Genomic DNA, 18,999 nt, shown 5'->3' with positions numbered 1-18,999 from the left:
ATTTGTACATACAAATACGTTCCCAAAAGTTTGTTAAATAAGTAAATTTAACTTTTCATTATCACGAGCAATAAAGGCTTTATTGTCTTTAATTACAATTGGTCTTTCCATTAGAATAGGATTATCAGCGATTGCTTTAATGATTTCTTCTTTAGTCATTTTTTTGCTTTTATAATTGTCTATCCAAATGCTTTCTTTCGTTCTAACTAATTCTATTGCTGGAAGGTTAAGCTTTTTTAATAAATTTTTTATTTCATTGATGCTTAAAGGATTTTCGAGATATTTTATTATGGTAAATTCTTGATGGTTATTTTCTAAAAATGCCAGACATTGTCTTGATTTTCCACATCTTGGATTGTGAAGTATTTTCATAATATTTAATTAAAATAATGTAATGTAATGTAAAATAAAAAAATGTAAATTGGGCGAATAAAATTAAATTATGTTTTTAGAAAATACAATTGTTCCTAAGTGGAAATTTTGGAATTATTTGCTTGGTTCGCTAATAATAATAATTGCTGCTTTTATTGGACAAATTCCATTAGTGATTGTGGCTTTTGCAAAATCATTTTCTTCCGGAAAAGGAATGCCAACAGATGAAAAAAGTTTAATGAGTTTGTTAGACAAAAATCTTAGTTATTTCTTGATTTTAATTTCGTTTGTTTTTGCAATGTTGGCTATTTATTTGGTGGTGAAATATCTTCATAATCAAAGTTTTAAATTGCTAACAACTTCAAGAGCAAAAGTAGACTGGAAACGGATTTTTTTTTCATTCACCATTTGGGGATTTTTTACAATTGGTTCAACATTTTTAATGTATTATTTAAATCCAGAAAATTTTGTGGTAACATTCAAATTAGAATCTTTTCTAATTCTTTTTCTAATCTCAGTAGTTTTAATTCCGATACAAACGAGTACTGAAGAATATGTTTTTAGAGGTTATTTGATGCAAGGTTTTGCATCATTAGCAAGAAATAAATGGTTTCCATTATTGATGACTTCGTTTATTTTTGGTGGAATGCACATACTCAATCCTGAAGTTAGAGAATTGGGTTATATTGTTATGTTTTATTACATAGGAACAGGTTTGTTTTTAGGAATTATAACCTTGATGGATGATGGAATGGAACTAGCGCTTGGTTTTCATGCTGCTAATAATTTGTTTGCTGCTTTGCTAGTCACTTCTGATTGGTCAGCATTGCAAACGGACTCTGTATTGAAAGATATTTCAAAACCTTCTGCAGGATTTGAAGTTTTAGTACCTTTATTGATTGTTTTTCCAATACTTCTTTTTATTTTTAGTAAAAAATATAAATGGAACAACTGGAAAGAGAAATTAACAGGAACAATTAATGTCTCTTCTATAACTATAAATTCTGAAAAGTTATGAGTAATCCAACCTATGAAAATGTGCACAATCAGTTTAAATTGAATGGTTTTCATTTAGATAGAGACGATTTATGTCGTGTTGCCTACAGCTTTATTAAAGAAGGTGAAGATTTTGAAAAACCAGTTGGCGATTTTTTGCTTGATTGGTTCGATGGTAAAGATTACATCGAAATGCAAACTTCGGGAACTACAGGAATTCCAAAAGTTGTTCGTATTAGTAAAAATGCAATGGTGAATTCTGCCTTGGCAACGGGTGATTTTTTTGAATTAGAACCAGGGAACAGAGCTTTACATTGTTTACCAGTAAAATATGTTGCTGGAAAAATGATGTTGGTTCGCGCTATGATTTTAGGTTTAGATTTAGAATTCGTGGCTCCAAGTTCAAATCCACTCGAAAATGTTGATGGTAATTTTGATTTCGTGGCAATGGTACCGCTTCAAGCTCAACATTCAATAAAAGAATTGAAAAGGGTTAAAAAAGCAATTGTTGGTGGCGCAAAAATTAGTAATTCTTTAGAGAAACAACTTCTAAAATTGAAAACAGAGGTTTATGAAACTTTTGGAATGACTGAAACCATAACACATATTGCTGCAAAACGAATAGGGGAAAAGGCTTTTACAGTTTTACCGAATGTAACTATTTCTTATGATGAGGATAAATGTTTAGTTATTCATGCTCCATCAATTTCAGATGATATAATTCACACCAATGACATTGTTGAATTAGTGAATGAAAATCAGTTTGTGTTTGTTGGTAGAAAAGATAATGTTATCAATAGCGGAGGAATTAAGTTAATACCTGAACTAATTGAAGAAAAATTAGCTGGAAAAATTGAACAAAACTATTTTATTACTTCCAAAGAAGACAAAGAACTCGGGCAAAAGGTAGTTCTTGTTATCGAAGGTGAAAAACATCCCGTTGACGATGCTGTCTTTGAAAGTTTAGATAAATATGAAAAACCAAAAGAGATTCTTTTTGTTAAAAAGTTTAAAGAAACTCCTAGCGGAAAAGTAATTAGAAAAGAAACTCTTAACGCTAACGAATAATTTATCTACAAACTATTTTTGCATTTTGAAGAAATAATCGGCAGAATATTTTCCACTTCCATAGATAGTGTAAAATATGCTTACCCCAAGAGTAACAGTAGCTATCAGAAGATTGACTGCATTCATTTCTCCTAAAAAGTTAATTAAAACTGCACCTATTAAAATGGGTAACTGAGCAATCAAAGCCCAGCGAGTTAATAATCCGAAGATAATCATTATTCCACCCATAATGTGTGCTGAAGCAATATAGTGGAAAGTTAGCATTCCTCCCATAAAATTGCTTACAGGTGCAATTAAATCTTCAAATTCTCTGCTGTTACTAATAAAATAAGCTCCTTTGTAAATTAAAAAAACTCCCAATAGAATTCTAATAGAGTTGAACCAAATTGTAGAATGCGCATTAGCCCATTTGTTTAAACTTTTAACTGATGTATCCATAATAAAAGCGTTAAATTATTGAACTAATTTACTAAAAAATTATGAGTTATTATAAATTTACTATTAAAACTATTTTCTGATAAAGAACTTATCGCTCAATACATTTACATCAGCAATGTTTTTAACTTTTAGTTTTGTAGTAGTCCATACGGTTTTTGGATATATTCTATGGGTTTGGTTATTACAAGTAATATCCAATGGCATGTCAAAATCTTCGTTAGCATTTACCCATCGGGCATTTAGTTTTCCTTTTTCTATTTCTAATTCTATTTTAGGAATTTGAGTAGTTCTTAAGTACTGATTAAAAATAGGTGTTAGGTTCATGCCGCTTTCGCGGTTAAAGAAATCAATTACTGTTTGCGTATCTATTATTTTATGACGGTAAGTGATGGAATAATCATAAATCATTTTCCACCATTTTTCGTTGTTGTTAATTACATGGCGCAAGGTGTTGAGCAACAAAGCACCTTTTGGATACATATCTCCCGAACCTTCATTGTTAACACCATAATTACCAATAATAGGTCGGTCGTTTGCTACATTCTTGCGCAAGCCGTTGGCATAGGTCATGGCTTTTTCATAACCCAGTTGGCATTCGATATATACTATTTCAGAATATTGTGTAAATCCTTCATGAATCCACATATCGGCTATGTCTTGTGAGGTAACACTGTTACCAAACCATTCGTGACCGCTTTCATGGATGGTAATATAGTCAAAAGTTAAACCCACGCCAGTCATGGATAAATCAAAACCGCGATAGCCTTTTTTATAATTATTTCCATAAGCTACAGCGCTTTGGTGTTCCATACCTAAATAAGGTGTTTCAACCAATTTATAACCATCGTCTTTAAATGGATATTCGCCAAATTTACTCTGAAAACAGTCCATCATTGGTTTTACTTCTTCAAAATGGATTTTGGCTTTCTCTTCATTTTCTTTTAAAACATAATAGTCCAAATCCAATCCTTTATAAGTATCATGAATATGGGCATAATCGGCAATGTTTACAGTGATGTTATACGTATTTATTGGATTTTTAACTTCCCAATCCCAGCGTGTATATCCGTTTTTTAAATCTTCCGAACCTATAAATCTTCCATTAGAAACATCCATCAATCCGTTAGGAACTGCTACTTTTATGCTTGCACCTCGGTCGGGTTCATCGGTTTGAGAATCTTTTACCGGATACCATAAACTAGCTCCAGTTCCTTGTACAGCAACACCTATCCAGGGTTTTCCTTGACCGTCTTTACTGAATACAAAACCTCCATCCCATGGTGCTCGTTTTGCTATTATTGGTTTCCCAGAATAATAAACTGCAACAGATTGTTCAGCCATATCAGGTACTAATGATTCGGGAAAATCAACAAAAACAGCATTAAATTCTCTGCGATACATTAAACTTTTTCCTTGATGGATAATACTATCTATTTGCATATTCGCAAATAAATCCAACTGAATGGTCTTAGTACTATCTGCCACTTTAAAACTAATGGTGTTACTACCAACAATGGTTTTCTCGTCGGGATTAACGGTAAGGTTTAAATCATAGCGTTGCACATCAAAACAACTGCGTTCACGACGCATTCCGCCTTGAAGACTGTCTTTACGGGTAAAGACTTCTTGAGCAGTTGCATGCCATCCAAGGCAAAGCAATCCGAATAGAAGAAAGTTTTTCATTTTATAAATATAAAATTAATTCTAATATGTAGCATTTTTATTGTTTTGTTACTTAGTATTCAAGTTAAAAAAAAGAGAAGCAACGATTTTATTTTTTATAAAAAACATTTCTACAACTGCGTGGGTGACGACTACAACTGCGTGGGTGAAGCCACCCATTGAATGGTAGAGCACTACAACTGCGTGGGTGAAGCCACCCATTGAATGGTAGAAGACTGCAACTGCTCGGGTGAAGCCACCCGTTGAACGGTAGAAGACTGCAACAGCGTGGGTGAAGCCACCCATTGAACGGTAGAAGGATGTTTTTAAGAAATTGTATTATAAAATTAAAGTTTAGAAAGGTGCAGGGCAATACATAGATACCGTTTCATTGCTAATAGGATGTATAAATGTGATGCTTTCGGCATGTAGATGAAGCCGATTGGCTTTAGTTCCATATAAATCATCACCAACTATCGGTGTATTCAATCCTAAGCTATGTGCAGCATGAACTCTAAGCTGATGTGTTCTACCAGTAATGGGGTAGAAGTATACCTTAGTTCGGGTAGTGGTTTTTTCAATAACTTCCCAGTGTGTGATGGCTTTTTTGCCGTATTCGTAGCAAACCAACTGGTTAGGTCGGTTGTCTAAATCAACGCGTAAAGGTAGATTTATTTCACCTTTTTTGCCTTCAATGACACCATCTAATAAAGCAACGTATCTTTTTTTAATGCTGCGTTTTATGAATTGATGTTGGAGTTTTTTATAGATTTCGCTGCTTTTGGCAATGAGTAAAATTCCAGAAGTTGACATGTCTAAGCGGTGCACGACCAATGGTCCAGTAGTTTCGGGGTATTTTTTTTTAAGGCGTGTTGCTACAGAGTCTTTTATTTGTTTTCCTGGCACCGAGAGCATTTCGGCAGGTTTGTTTACCAATAACAGATAGTCATCCTCAAAAATAATTTCCAGTTCGGAATGTTCGGCTTGGTTTTGTAAAAACGGATTATCGTCTAAAGGAATCCCTTGGAGCATGTGTTTTAGTATCGGTTCGCACTTGCCAGTACACGCGGGATAAAATTGACCATGTTTTCGTACTTCGGATTTAGGTGATTTACCCCACCAAAACTCAGTCATGGCAATGGGTTTCAATTGATGTTGAAAGGCATAATGCAATAATTTTGGTGCAGCACATTCTCCAGCACCAGCAGGAGGATTTCCATTAAAGATTTCACTTAAGCTTTTTAACTTTTGGTATTGATTCAAAAAGGCATATTCCTCAAATAGTTGTTGTTGTAAAGCCGCCGATTTTGATTTACGTTCTTCTTTGAGAGTTTCTAATTTAGCTTCAAATGGAGCAAGTTCTGCTTGTGCCGCTTTTAGTTTATGTTGCCAGTATTGCATCATTTTTTTGAGCAAAATACCTTCATCCTGACTTTCTTTATTCAATACTTCTTCTTCCGAATTAGTTAGAGCATTTGTTCTTTTCTCAGCACGAAGTTTTTTATTTTTCTTGATGAGTTTTTTTTGGGATGTAATTTCTAACTCGGCTTGTGCGTTCGTTTTTTGTAGATTTTCTTTAGCATCAAGATAGTTTACGTCTTCTTCCAGTGTTTTTATCTGATGATTTATTGCATTGAGAAGAACTTCTTCTTTCTTAAAGTAACCTTCTTCATCAAGCATATCGTATACCGTTGGTACAAAGTGAGACCAAGTATTACTTTCGGCTAGTTTTCCTGAAAAAGCCCAGAGGTAACCTAATTCTCCTTGCTGATTTTGCACAACCAATACACCGAACATTTTGCCTATTTCGAGACCTTTTTCATCAGGATTCAAACCAAAATTATGTTTCCACTCGGTTTGAGTAGCTAAGTATTCTTTTAGTAAATCAGCAGCATAAACACTTAAAGGATGTGGTTCGTAATAAAAGGGAAAAGTAAATTTTTCAGGCAAAGCTTCACCTAAAACATCGGTTGGAAAAAATTGAAATAGGGAAGCAGTCATTTAATTGTAAACGTTGAAGATTTATTTTGAAATACAAATAAACTCTTTTTATTGTACAGTATGAAGTACACGCTGAGGAAATGGAATTTCTATCTTATTCTGATTGAATAGTTCAAATATTTTAATTCTAATATCGCTTTTTACGTTTTCAATTCTAAATACTTCACTGGACCAAAATAATACGGTAAAGTTGAGAGAAGAATCGCCAAAATCACTAAAACGAATGATGGGTTCTTTACTTTTTTCAACTGCAGTATGACTTAAAGTAGCTTCTTTTAATAGTATGATTACCAGAGAAACATCAGAGTTGTAACTTACACCAATTTTTACTTCAAATCTTGATAAAACTCCGGCATGTGTCCAATTGACTAATTGGTTTTTTGTTAAATCGGTATTCGGTACAATAATGTATTTATCGTCTCTCGTGATAACCATAGTAGTTCTGAAATCAATTTGCACCACTTGACCAATTAATCCGTCGACTTCGATAACATCGCCTACTTTTACGCTGGAATCAATCAGAAGAATAATTCCAGAAATAAAATCGCTAAAGAGATTTTGTAAACCAAAACCTAAACCAACCAATAAGGCAGACGAACCTAATAGTAGATAAGAAACATTAAACCCAAGAATGTGGAAAAAAGCTATGGCTGTAAGTACATAGGCCACATATTTTATTAATTGATATACAGAGTATTTTTTAGCTACATCAAATTTTGAGCTTTTGTTGATGCCTGTTTTTATCAAAAACAACAATAATCGAACTATGATAAAAACGATAAAGATTTGCAACAAAGTATACACTTTGATAGTGAAGTTATCGTAATCAATTAGGACGTAATCTAAGAATTCTTTCAAGGGGAAATTTTTATTATTGAGTTCTCAAGATACAAAAAATTATACTTGTATCACACCTAAGTTAAACTTTTTCTCAATAGGAGCATGGTTAGCAGCTTCTATTCCCATGGAAATCCATGTTCTGGTTTCTAATGGATCAATGATGGCATCTGTCCATAAACGAGCTGCCGCATAATAAGGAGAAACTTGAGCGTCGTATCTTGCTTTTATTTTGTCAAATAGTTCTTGTTCTACTTTTTCATCAACTGTTTGACCACTTTTTTTGAGAGAAGCAGCTTCAATTTGTGCCAATACTTTTGCGGCTTGTGTTCCGCCCATAACAGCTAATTCGGCACTTGGCCATGCTACTATTAATCTTGGGTCGTATGCTTTTCCACACATGGCATAATTTCCTGCACCATATGAATTTCCTATGACAACTGTAAATTTTGGAACAACTGAATTGGAAACAGCATTTACCATTTTGGCGCCATCTTTTATGATTCCACCATGCTCTGATTTGCTTCCAACCATAAAACCAGTAACATCTTGAAGAAAGACTAACGGGATTTTCTTTTGATTGCAATTGGCAATAAAACGGGTAGCTTTATCTGCAGAATCTGAATAAATAACACCGCCAAACTGAATTTCACCTTTTTTAGTTTTAGAAACCGTTCGTTGATTGGCTACTATACCAACAGCCCAACCGTCAATACGTGCGTAACACGTAATAATAGATTTTCCATAATCGGGTTTGTACATATCCATTTCAGAATTGTCAACCAATCGTTTGATGACTTCCATCATGTCATATTGGTCGGAACGTGATTTTGGAATGATTCCGTAAATATCTTTTTCTTCTAATGCCGGTTTTTCGGCTTTTACTCTGTTAAATCCAGCTTTGTCGTTATCGCCAATTTTGCCAACGATGCTTTTAATTCGGTCTAAAGCATCCTTGTCATCTTTGGCTTTATAATCGGTAACTCCAGAAATTTCACAATGGGTTGTTGCTCCGCCAAGCGTTTCGTTGTCTATATTTTCACCAATGGCAGCTTTGACCAAATAGCTTCCAGCAAGGAAAATACTTCCTGTTTTGTCCACTATCATAGCTTCATCGCTCATTATAGGCAAATAAGCGCCACCAGCAACACAACTTCCCATAACAGCAGCAATTTGAGTAATTCCCATGCTGCTCATTACAGCATTATTGCGAAATATTCGTCCAAAATGTTCTTTATCTGGGAAAATTTCATCTTGCATTGGCAAATAAACACCTGCAGAATCTACTAGATAAATTATAGGTAATCGATTTTCTATGGCAATTTCTTGAGCGCGTAAATTCTTTTTTCCTGTAATTGGAAACCAAGCACCAGCTTTTACGGTAGCGTCATTCGCTACAACGATGCATTGTTTTCCTGAAATATACCCAATTTTCACGACAACTCCTCCAGATGGACAACCACCATGTTCGGCATACATTCCATCTCCAGCAAAACCACCAATTTCTATGGATTGTTTTTTATCATCTAATAAGTAATCAATTCTTTCGCGAGCACTCATTTTACCTTCTTCGTGAAGTTTAGCGATACGTTTTTCGCCGCCGCCTAATTTCACTTTGGCAAATCGGTGTTTTATATCAGATAATAAAAGTTTGTTGTGGTCTTCGTTTTTGTTGAAGTTGATGTCCATAAGTAGAAAGTGTAGTTTTGTTTTTTGATTCAGGACGCTAATGTACGAAATCGATTGAAATTTTTTAGAATAGATGTTTTTTTGAGATAAAATCAAATGTTAAGAAATTGTAAATTTTAAAACATTATCATTTGTTTAAATTAATATTCAATTAACATAAGAGTGATACATTTGCAGCAAAATTAAACAAGCATGACTTTAAATAATCTTTTCCAGTTTTTAGTTCCTAAAGATAAAAAATTCTTTCCTCTTTTCGAAGAAGCATCTTCAAATTTAGTTTTACTTGCTGAAGCATTGCATGAAGGTGTAAATGCTCCAAAAGGTGAAAGAGAGAATTACTTTAAAAGAGTTGAAGAAATTGAAGCAATCCTTGAGGAAATCACTCATAAAACACATTTGGAATTGAGTAGAAACTTTATCACTCCTTTTGATAGAGAAGATATTCACGCTTTAGTTAAAGCAATGGATAATGTAGCTGATTTTATGCATGGTGCAGCAAGTAGAATGCGTTTGTATCAAGTAGAAAAAATTACAAAATCGATTCGAAAGTTAACCGAAATTAACGTAGAAGCATGTCAATTAATTCATATTGGAATTTCTCAGTTAAAAGACATGAAAGACCACAAAGCAATTAAAGATACTTGCAAGAAAATAAATAAGTTAGAAAGCAAAGCTGATTCAGTTTTTGATAAAGCAGTTGCTGATATTTTTGAAAATGAAACTGATGTAAAAAACATCATCATTTACAAGGAAGTATTAGCGGCTTTAGAATCTGCATCTGATAAATGTAAAAGTGTTTCCAACGTAATGGAACAAATTTCAGTTAAACATTCATAAATAGCTCTTTAACTAATATCTAATTTATGGATTTTACGTTACTTTTAATTATCATCATTTTAGCTTTAATTTTTGATTACATTAATGGTTTTCATGATGCAGCTAATTCTATTGCTACAATAGTTGCTACAAAGGTTTTAACACCTTTTCAAGCAGTAATGTGGGCTGCATTTTTTAACTTCATGGCGTATTGGGTTTTTGGTTTTGGAGTCGCTGATACGGTAGCCAAAACAGCTCATACAGCTAGTATTGATTTGATTGTAATATTAGCAGGAGTTATCGCAGCAATTATATGGAACTTATTAACATGGTGGAAAGGAATTCCTTCCTCATCTTCACATACTTTAATTGGTGGATTTGCAGGAGCAGCTATTGCTCATGGTTTTAGAGATGTAACCGATCCTGAACATGCTGGTTTGAAAATTGTAAATTGGTACAAAGATGCTAAAGCAGGTGAGTTATTGCCTTCTGGAGTTTTCATTATAATATTATTTATAGTTTTTGCACCGCTTATTGGGATGATAATTTCTTATTTCATTTCACTTTGGCTGATGTATTCATCGAAGAAAAATATATATCCTAAAATTTTCACTGTTATATTAATGCTGTTAGTTTTATGGTTTTTCTCTACCGTTTTAAAACCATATGCAGATATTAAAGAACCTCGTTTTGAGAGTCATTTTTGGAGTGTTATGACTGAACCGCATAATATCAAATGGTTTTTAGTTGCAATCATTTTTTATAGTTTAGCCTTTTTTAATTTAACTTTTAGTAGTTTTTCAACAGCTAATGCTGAACGTGTATTGAAAAAAATGCAATTACTATCTTCAGCAGCATTCAGTCTAGGCCATGGAGGAAATGATTCTCAGAAAGTAATGGGAATTATTGCCGCAGCAGTAGCAGTTTATATTAAAATGAATCCAGCTACTAATATGTCTGATGGTTGGTTAGATTTAAATGTAGTTTTACCTAATGCTGATAAAGGAATTGAAGGTCAAATGCCAGGTTGGATTCCATTAACATGTTATACAGTTATTGCTTTAGGAACATTGTCTGGTGGTTGGAAAATTGTAAAAACAATGGGTTCTAAAATAACAAAAGTAACCGCTTTTGAAGGTGTTGTAGCTGAATCTGCTGGTGCTTTAACTTTGTTTTCTACAGAGCACTTTAAGATTCCAGTTTCTACGACTCATACCATTACAGGTTCGATTATTGGAGTAGGAGTAACCAAGCGTGTTTCAGCTGTACGTTGGGGTGTAACGGTTAAGTTGCTTTGGGCATGGATATTAACGATACCAGTTTCTGCTTTATTGGCTGGATTAATTTATTACATTTTGAAATTATTCTTATAAAAAATATTCTCTAAAAAGAGCTAACATGATGTGTTAGCTTTTTTTATATCTAAGCCTTAATTGTTACTAAATAGTTTAGTTAACATCAATATATTGTAAACACTTCAGGCAACTATATATTACACAAACAACACAACATGAAAAAATATTTATTTTTATTACTGTTTTCAACAGTTGGAATCGCCCAAGTTAGTATTGAGCAGACAAAACACAATAACGATATAAAATTATCAGCTTTACCCTATTATAGCTTTGGAAAAGGAATTGGTATCACTTCTCCTGACAGTTTATTCCAATTTAATATTCGCTTTAGAATGCAAAACCGTGTAAGTTATATTGAAAATGACGGTGAAAACGGTGCTTATGATGGTCAAATTAGAAGATTGAGATTGCGTTTTGATGGATATGTTGGAAATCCAAAATTTTTATATGCAGTTCAATTATCTTTTGCTCCTGGTGATGTTGGCGAAGTTCATGATGGTGAAAATATTAACATCATACGTGATGCGGTTGTGTTTTATAGACCAAACAAACATTGGAATATAGGTTTTGGGCAAACTAAATTACCTGGAAATCGTCAGCGAGTAAATTCATCTGGAGGTTTGCAATTAACAGACAGAACAATTAATAATGCTAAGTTTACTATCGATAGAGATTTTGGGTTTCAATTTCACAATATAAATGAGTATAAAGATAAATTTTCATATAACTTCAAAACTGCAATTTCTACTGGTGAAGGAAGAAATATTACCGGAAAATCAGATGATGGAGTAGCTTTAACAGGAAAAGTAGAATTGCAACCTTTTGGAGCTTTTACCAAAGATGGTACTTATTTTGAAGGTGATGTTATTCGTGAAAAAAAGCCAAAACTTTTAATATCTGGAGCATTTCAACAAAATAATCAAGCGCAAAGAACACAAGGTCAATTAGGGAATTATCTTTTTGAAAAGAGAACTATGAAATCTTTTTTTCTCGATGGAATGTTTAAATATAATGGTTGGGCAGCCATGATGAGTTACATGTCCAGAACAACTTCTAAAAATGCTTTAACTTATAATCCAGATGATGCTTCTGAATTTAATTATGTTTTTGTTGGTAATGGATTTGATTATCAAACAAGTTATATTACTCCTTCAAATTATGAGTTTATTGCGCGTTATTCCATTCAACATGTTGGAAAAGATATCGAAACTTTAGCACCAAATACCAAAGAATATTCATTTGGTGTAACAAAATACATTTGGGAACACACATTTAAGCTTCAAGCCGAATTAAACTATGATACTTTAGATTTTTATAACGGCTCAACAAAGAATAATTGGTATGTAAGATTCCAGGTTGAAATTGGAATTTAACATTTGTCTACTTTTTAAAAAGTAATTATTTCTTATTTTTATAAAAAAAAGATGAGAAACAAGTTGATTATTTTAATGATGGGTATTTCATTAACAATTAATGCACAATTAAAGTCCATTGACTATACTGATGGTAGCCAAAAACTAAATGGTTTTGCTGCAATCCCCAAAAAAGCATTGAGTAATAAAGCTGGAATTTTGATTCTTCCAGCATGGATGGGAATTGATGAACATTCTAAAGAATCGGCAGAGAAATTACAAGCGCTAGGTTACTATGCTTTTGTAGCTGATATTTATGGAGTTGATAAACGACCAACAAACACTAAAGAAGCAGGTCAAAACGCTGGCTATTACAAGAAAAATATTTCCGAGTATCATAAAAGAATTCAATTGGCTTTAGACCAATTAATAAAGCAAGGAGCAAATCTTGATAAGATTGTGGTTATTGGTTATTGTTTTGGCGGAACTGGAGCAATTGAAGCCGCAAGAACTAATATGAAAGTACAAGGTGTGGTTTCATTTCATGGTGGTTTGGGTAGAGATGCAAATAGAGAAATTAAAGAAATTAAGCCTAAAGTTTTAGTTCTTCACGGTGCAGATGATTTTTATGTTCCAAAAGAAGAAGTTGAAGCTTTCCAAAACGAAATGCGCAAAGCTAATGCCGATTGGCAAATGGTGTATTATGCTAATTCAGTACATGCATTCACTCATAAAGATGCAGGAAACGATAATAGCAAAGGTGCTGCTTATAATGAAAAAGCAGATAAACGTTCTTGGATTGCATTTATGGATTTCTTAAAAGAAGTTTTATAAAAAACAAAAGTCGACCTGGAGCGATCGACTATTGAAATGAGGTGTAACTTCCTTTCGGAATCCTCGATGCAAATATAAGTTATAAATTTGAATTACGAGTTGTTAATTGCTAATATTATATTTAATAAGTAATAATCAATTTTCTTCCTTTTGTCCCATCATCATCAGGTAGGCTTTTAAGAATTCGTCAATTTCTCCATTCATAACACCATCAACATCACTGGTTTCTTTTCCAGTGCGAACATCTTTAACCAATTTATAAGGTTGCATCACGTAGTTTCTGATTTGTGAACCCCATTCTATTTTCATTTTGCTAGCTTCAATATCGGCACGTTGTTCTAGGCGTTTCTTTAATTCAATTTCATACAATTGTGATTTCAACATTTGCATAGCTCTATCACGGTTATCATGCTGTGAACGCGTTTCCGAACATTGAATTTGAATTCCAGTTGGCTTGTGAACCAATTGAACTTTAGTTTCAACTTTGTTTACATTTTGTCCACCAGCACCACTTGAACGAGCTGTTGTAATTTCAATATCCGCAGGATTGATTTCAATTTCAATGGTATCATCAACCAAGGGATAAACATAAACCGAAACAAAAGAAGTATGACGTTTAGCATTACTGTCAAAAGGAGAAATTCGCACCAAACGATGAACACCATTTTCGCCTTTTAAGTAACCAAAAGCAAAATCGCCTTCAATTTCTAAGGTTACCGTTTTCACACCTGCAACATCACCTTCTTGAAAGTTTAGTTCTTTTACTTTATAACCTTGACGTTCAGCCCACATTAAATACATTCGCATCAACATACTTGCCCAATCACAACTTTCAGTTCCGCCAGCGCCAGCCGTTATTTGAAGTACAGCACTCAAGTTGTCACCTTCTTCAGAAAGCATGTTTTTGAACTCAATATTCTCAATGAAAGTATTAGTAGTGTTGTATAAATCGTCTAATTCTTCCTCAGTTGCGTCGCCTTCTTTGAAAAACTCATAAGTAATTTGAAGTTCTTCTAAAAGATTGTTGGCTTTTTCAAAGTCTTCTACCCATTTTTTCTTTGAGCGTAGATTTTTTACAATAATTTGAGCTTCCTTGGCATTGTTCCAAAAATCGGGAGCAAAGGTTTTTTCTTCCTCGTTTGTAATTTCTATAAGTTTGGCATCAATGTCAAAGATACCTCCTTAACGCACCAAGGCGTTCTACAATACCTTTAATTTGTTCGGTATTTGTCATAAATAATGTAGTTTTGTGATTGCAAAAATAAATAAAAAATTCATGGAAATTAATTTAATCAGCGATACGGTAACAAAACCTTCACCAGAAATGCTAAAAGCAATGTTTAATGCTAAAGTAGGTGATGATGTTTTTAAACAAGATCCAACAGTGAATGAGTTTGAACGTATTGTTGCTGATTTGTTTGGAATGGAAGCGGCATTGTTTTTTCCGTCTGGAACTATGGCCAATCAAACAGCAATTAAATTAAACACAAATCCTGGTGACCAAATTATTTGTGATAAATGGTCGCATATTCATTTATATGAATCTGGTGGAGCTTCGGCCAACAGCGGTGTGAATTTTAATTTATTAGATGGAAAACGTGGAATGATTACTGCTGATATGGTAAAAGAGGGAATTAATGATCCTGAATTTTATCATACACCTTTTTCTAAAATGGTTGGCATTGAAAACACTACAAATAAAGGTGGCGGAGCATGTTATGAATTGGAAGAATTGCAAAAAATAAAACAAGTTTGTGTAGATAATAATTTGAAGTATCATTTGGATGGTGCAAGATTGTGGAATGCCATGATTGCCAAAAAACAACATCCAAAACAATTCGGTGCTTTGTTCGATACAATTTCGGTTTGTTTTTCAAAAGGTTTAGGTTGTCCTGTTGGTTCGGTTTTATTATCAGATAAAGAAACCATAAAACGTGCTTTACGAATTCGTAAAATATTTGGAGGAAATATGCGTCAGGCAGGTTATTTGGCTGCAGCAGGAATTTATGCGTTGCAAAATAATATCAATAGGTTAGAGGAAGACCACAATCGTGCAAAAGAACTTGGTAAACAATTAGAACAATGTTCTTGGGTAAAAATAGTAGAACCTATTGAAACAAATATTATAATTTTCTCACCGATTGAAAGTGTTTCTGATACAGAAATCATAGATAAATTGAAACAAAAAGGAATTTCCATCAGCTTAATGTCAAAAGGAAAATTACGAATAGTTACTCATTTAGATTACCGACAAATAATGCATGAATATGTATTGGAAACCTTAAGTAAATTAACTTTTTAACTATATAAATTGTTTGCCTAAAGTAATCAAACCTATTATTAGAATTAATACTAATGATAGGTTTTTAAATTTATCTTGAGGAATATAATGCAATATTCTTTTACCTAAATAGGTTCCAATTAATCCAATAATAAATAGAAAAGGAATATAAATTAAAATGTCTTTAGTGATATATCCGTTTTGAAAGTAAACAATAGTTCGGGTAGAATCTATCATCATGTCTATTGCTGCTGATGTGGCTATGAAAACACTTTTTTCTAGATTAAATGCAGCCATTGTCAATCCACGAATTGCACCGCCAGTTCCAAGCAAACCAGCTGAAAATCCAGATAAAATTCCACCAGTTATCGAGTTTTTTTTGTTTGGCTCTATGACCAACTTTTGCTTAATTAGAAACAACAAACTAAGCGCTATCAAGAAAATCCCAAGTGCAATTTCTAAAAATAAAGTGTTTAGATATTTTGATAAAATTCCACCAATAATTACAAAAACAACCGAAGGTAAACCAATGTAAAGTAGTAACTGTTTATTTAGTCCTTTTTTGAAAAGCATTATTTTGCTCAAATTACTTGAAAGGTGAAAAACGGCTGTTAATCCTAAAACTGTATGAAAATCAAAATAAAAATTTCCCAATGGAACAAAAAACACCGAAGAACCAAAACCACCAATAGTTCCAATAATTTCTGCTAATAGTGCAAAAACTAGAAAAAGGTAGTTGATGCTATTCATTATTTAAATAAATCCATTCCAGGAATATTTGGCATTCCTTGTTTTGCAACCGCCGCAAGTTCAGTTTCGTTAACATTAGTTGCTTTTTCTATAGCTTTGTTCATTACAAGAATTAAGTAATCTTCCAATTGTTCTTTATCTTCCAATAAACTATCATCAATAATTATCGATTTTACTTTTTGGTTAGCAGTTAGAGTAACTTTTAATAAACCATCTTTGCTTTGTTCATCAATTAAAACAGAATCTAATCGAGCTTTTGTTTCTTCAATTTTTTGTTGGGTTTCTTTCAGTTTACCCATCATGTTCATCATGTCTCCAAACATATCTTAATTTTTTTTCAAAAGTAATAAATTCAGTTACGAAATCGTAATTGTTAATTGTTAAGTGCATAACTTCCTCAGAATTTAAGGAATTTTAACAGTAATGGAGTTATTTTTGTAGCTCAATTGCAATCTAAAGAATGTCAACAGAATTACAACCACCAATAGCGAAAATTAAACCAAAAAGTCTAGAAAAACATGGCGATGTTCGCATTGATAATTACTATTGGCTGAATGATAGAGAAAATCCAGAAGTTATTGATTATCTGAATAAAGAAAATGAATATTATAAAAAATCAACAGCTCATACCAAACAGTTTCAAACTATTTTGTTTGAAGAAATGAAGGCTAGAATTAAGGAAGATGATCAATCGGTTCCTTATTTTTATAATGGATATTGGTATATCACTCGTTTTGAAATAGGAAAAGGTTATCCAATTTATTCAAGAAAAAAAGAATCATTAGAAGCTAAAGAAGAAATTCTTTTTGATTGCAACGAAATGGCCAAAGATCATGCTTATTTTAAGTTAACTGGTTTAAGTGTTAGTGATGATAATAAATGGGTAACATTTGGTGTTGACACTGTTTCTCGACGTCAATTTACAATTCAAATTAAGAATTTAGAAACCAATGAAATATTACCATATAAAGTAGAAAATACTACTGGTGATGCTACTTGGGCAAGCGATAATAAAACATTTTTCTATTCCAGAAAAGATGAACAAACACTTCGTCCAGATAGAATTTACAAGCACATTATGGGTACGAATCCTGATGATGATGAAGTAGTGTATTTTGAAAAAGATGAAACTTTTGATGTTTCGGTTTATAAATCAAAATCGCGAAAGTATATTATTATCAATTCCGATAGTACTATGACTAGTGAATATAGGTATTTATTAGCATCAAAATCAAATGGAAAATTCAAAGTGTTTCAAAAAAGAACTCGTGGTTTAGAATATTCGATTTCGCATTTTGAAGACCATTTTTATATTGTAACTAATAAAGATAAAGCAACCAATTTTAAGTTGATGAAAACTCCTGAGACATCAACATCAAAAGAAAATTGGGTTGATTTAATTCCTCACAGAGAACAAGTTTTATTAGAAGCAATCGATATTTTTAAAGATTATTTAGTAGTTTCTGAACGATTTAATGGTTTAAATCAACTGAAAATTATGCCTTGGAAAGGAAAAGAATATTATTTGCCTTTTGATAGTGAAACTTACATGGCGTATACCACTGCAAATATTGACTTTGATACCGAAATTCTTCGTTATAGCTATCAATCATTAGCAACACCGAGCTCAGTTATTGATTTCAACATGAGAACTAAAGAAAAAACAGTCTTGAAAGAGCAAGAAGTTCTTGGTGGAACATATGAAAAATCAAATTATACAGAAAAAAGAATTTGGGCTACTGCAAAAGATGGAATAAAAGTCCCTATTTCAATGATTTATAAAAATGGAGTAGAGCAGAACGGTAAAAACCCAACTCTTTTGTATGCTTATGGTTCCTATGGTGTTACGATGGATTGTCATTTTTCTTCAGTTCGATTATCATTGCTAGACAGAGGATTTATTTATGCAATTGCTCATATTCGTGGTGGTGAAGATTTAGGAAGACAATGGTATGAAAACGGAAAATTATTAAAAAAGAAAAATACATTTACTGATTTCATTGCTTGTTCAGAGTTTTTGATTGAAGAAAAATATACTTCTTCTGAGCATCTTTTTGCCGAAGGTGGTTCTGCAGGTGGATTATTAATGGGTGCAATTATGAACATGGCACCAAATTTGTATAAAGGAGTTATCGCTCAAGTTCCTTTTGTAGATGTGGTTACAACAATGTTGGATGATAGTATTCCACTAACTACAGGTGAATATGACGAATGGGGAAATCCGAACCAGAAGAAGTATTATAATTATATGAAAAGTTATTCTCCTTATGATAATGTAATAGCTCAAGACTATCCAAATATCTATGTTTCAACAGGTTTGCATGATTCTCAAGTTCAGTATTGGGAACCAGCAAAATGGGTTGCAAAACTTAGAATTTTGAAAACCAATAATAATCAGTTATATTTGGATACTAATATGGATGCTGGTCATGGTGGCGCATCAGGAAGGTTTGAAGCATTAAAGGAAATAGCTAAAGAGTATAGTTTTTTATTAGATTTAGAAGGAATAAAAAGCTAGTTTAAAAAATTTTATTAAATTTGCAACGTT

At 32.8% G+C, this 18,999-nt stretch carries 17 protein-coding genes; 8 read left to right on the top strand and 9 right to left on the bottom strand.

The features are described from left to right. Nucleotides 1-33: 33 nt before the first annotated feature. Nucleotides 34-372 (bottom strand): arsenate reductase (glutaredoxin), encoded by a 339-nt coding sequence (gene arsC, locus RN605_RS03000; RefSeq protein WP_313322082.1) that lies wholly within the window; start codon nucleotides 370-372, stop codon nucleotides 34-36. Between the two features lie 70 nt (nucleotides 373-442). Here arsC and RN605_RS02995 point away from each other — a divergent pair, with 70 nt between their 5' ends. Next, nucleotides 443-1,390, top strand: a complete 948-nt coding sequence (locus RN605_RS02995; protein ID WP_313322080.1) for a CPBP family intramembrane glutamic endopeptidase — start codon at nucleotides 443-445, stop codon at nucleotides 1,388-1,390. Further along, a complete protein-coding gene (locus RN605_RS02990) occupies nucleotides 1,387-2,436 on the top strand; it encodes an AMP-binding protein (protein ID WP_313322078.1) in 1,050 nt (349 codons plus the stop codon). The genes RN605_RS02995 and RN605_RS02990 overlap by 4 nt, the downstream gene beginning before the upstream one ends. 12 nt (nucleotides 2,437-2,448) lie before the next feature. Here RN605_RS02990 and RN605_RS02985 read toward each other — a convergent pair whose 3' ends face one another. The 5 genes from RN605_RS02985 to RN605_RS02965 all read right to left on the bottom strand — a co-directional run bounded on the left by RN605_RS02985 (nucleotide 2,449) and on the right by RN605_RS02965 (nucleotide 9,063). Continuing rightward, nucleotides 2,449-2,874, bottom strand: coding sequence for a DoxX family protein (locus tag RN605_RS02985; RefSeq protein WP_313322076.1), 426 nt, complete (start codon nucleotides 2,872-2,874; stop codon nucleotides 2,449-2,451). Between the two features lie 69 nt (nucleotides 2,875-2,943). After that, entirely contained in the window at nucleotides 2,944-4,557 is a 1,614-nt protein-coding gene (locus RN605_RS02980; RefSeq protein WP_313322074.1) for a M1 family metallopeptidase, read from the bottom strand. Between the two features lie 333 nt (nucleotides 4,558-4,890). Further along, nucleotides 4,891-6,537 (bottom strand): RluA family pseudouridine synthase, encoded by a 1,647-nt coding sequence (locus RN605_RS02975; RefSeq protein WP_313322072.1) that lies wholly within the window; start codon nucleotides 6,535-6,537, stop codon nucleotides 4,891-4,893. A gap of 48 nt (nucleotides 6,538-6,585) precedes the next feature. Continuing rightward, nucleotides 6,586-7,395 carry a mechanosensitive ion channel family protein gene (locus RN605_RS02970; RefSeq protein WP_313322070.1) on the bottom strand — a complete coding sequence of 270 codons (810 nt, stop codon included), beginning with the start codon at nucleotides 7,393-7,395 and terminating at the stop codon, nucleotides 6,586-6,588. A 39-nt stretch (nucleotides 7,396-7,434) separates the two neighbouring features. Then, on the bottom strand, nucleotides 7,435-9,063 hold the full coding sequence (locus RN605_RS02965) for an acyl-CoA carboxylase subunit beta (protein WP_313322068.1): 1,629 nt from the start codon (nucleotides 9,061-9,063) through the stop codon (nucleotides 7,435-7,437). 192 nt (nucleotides 9,064-9,255) lie between these two features. Here RN605_RS02965 and RN605_RS02960 point away from each other — a divergent pair, with 192 nt between their 5' ends. The 4 genes from RN605_RS02960 (at nucleotide 9,256) to RN605_RS02945 (ending at nucleotide 13,420) form a co-directional block, all read left to right on the top strand. Further along, nucleotides 9,256-9,900 carry a DUF47 domain-containing protein gene (locus RN605_RS02960; RefSeq protein ID WP_313322066.1) on the top strand — a complete coding sequence of 215 codons (645 nt, stop codon included), beginning with the start codon at nucleotides 9,256-9,258 and terminating at the stop codon, nucleotides 9,898-9,900. Between the two features lie 26 nt (nucleotides 9,901-9,926). Further along, a complete protein-coding gene (locus RN605_RS02955; protein ID WP_313322064.1) occupies nucleotides 9,927-11,252 on the top strand; it encodes an inorganic phosphate transporter in 1,326 nt (441 codons plus the stop codon). 137 nt (nucleotides 11,253-11,389) lie between these two features. Continuing rightward, nucleotides 11,390-12,607: a porin gene (locus tag RN605_RS02950; protein WP_313322062.1), complete on the top strand. Its 1,218-nt coding sequence runs from the start codon at nucleotides 11,390-11,392 to the stop codon at nucleotides 12,605-12,607. A 51-nt stretch (nucleotides 12,608-12,658) separates the two neighbouring features. Next, nucleotides 12,659-13,420: a dienelactone hydrolase family protein gene (locus RN605_RS02945; RefSeq protein ID WP_313322060.1), complete on the top strand. Its 762-nt coding sequence runs from the start codon at nucleotides 12,659-12,661 to the stop codon at nucleotides 13,418-13,420. Nucleotides 13,421-13,555: 135 nt separating this feature from the next. On the opposite strand, the gene prfB is transcribed toward RN605_RS02945, so the two are convergent. Next, nucleotides 13,556-14,654 (bottom strand): peptide chain release factor 2 gene (gene prfB / locus RN605_RS02940; RefSeq protein ID WP_313322059.1). Its coding sequence is split into 2 segments (ribosomal slippage): nucleotides 13,556-14,590 and nucleotides 14,592-14,654, totalling 1,098 coding nucleotides; the frame shifts between segments, so codons are not numbered across the junction. Nucleotides 14,655-14,696: 42 nt separating this feature from the next. On the opposite strand from prfB, the gene RN605_RS02935 reads away from it, so the two are divergent. Next, nucleotides 14,697-15,722: a threonine aldolase family protein gene (locus RN605_RS02935; protein ID WP_313322057.1), complete on the top strand. Its 1,026-nt coding sequence runs from the start codon at nucleotides 14,697-14,699 to the stop codon at nucleotides 15,720-15,722. Here RN605_RS02935 and RN605_RS02930 read toward each other — a convergent pair whose 3' ends face one another. Both RN605_RS02930 and RN605_RS02925 read right to left on the bottom strand, forming a co-directional pair. Then, on the bottom strand, nucleotides 15,723-16,451 hold the full coding sequence (locus tag RN605_RS02930) for a sulfite exporter TauE/SafE family protein (RefSeq protein ID WP_313322056.1): 729 nt from the start codon (nucleotides 16,449-16,451) through the stop codon (nucleotides 15,723-15,725). After that, the gene (locus RN605_RS02925) at nucleotides 16,451-16,774 is read right to left on the bottom strand and encodes a YbaB/EbfC family nucleoid-associated protein (protein WP_313322055.1); all 324 of its coding nucleotides are present in this window, start codon (nucleotides 16,772-16,774) and stop codon (nucleotides 16,451-16,453) included. The genes RN605_RS02930 and RN605_RS02925 overlap by 1 nt, the downstream gene beginning before the upstream one ends. Nucleotides 16,775-16,911: 137 nt before the next feature. Here RN605_RS02925 and RN605_RS02920 point away from each other — a divergent pair, with 137 nt between their 5' ends. Further along, nucleotides 16,912-18,969, top strand: coding sequence for a S9 family peptidase (locus RN605_RS02920; RefSeq protein ID WP_313322053.1), 2,058 nt, complete (start codon nucleotides 16,912-16,914; stop codon nucleotides 18,967-18,969). Nucleotides 18,970-18,999: the final 30 nt, after the last annotated feature.

This window comes from Flavobacterium sp. PMTSA4, assembly GCF_032098525.1.
GTDB classification, from domain to species: Bacteria; Bacteroidota; Bacteroidia; order Flavobacteriales; family Flavobacteriaceae; genus Flavobacterium; species Flavobacterium capsici.
Note: the sequence above shows the minus strand (reverse complement) of the source record. Positions and strands in the feature narration are given on the sequence as shown.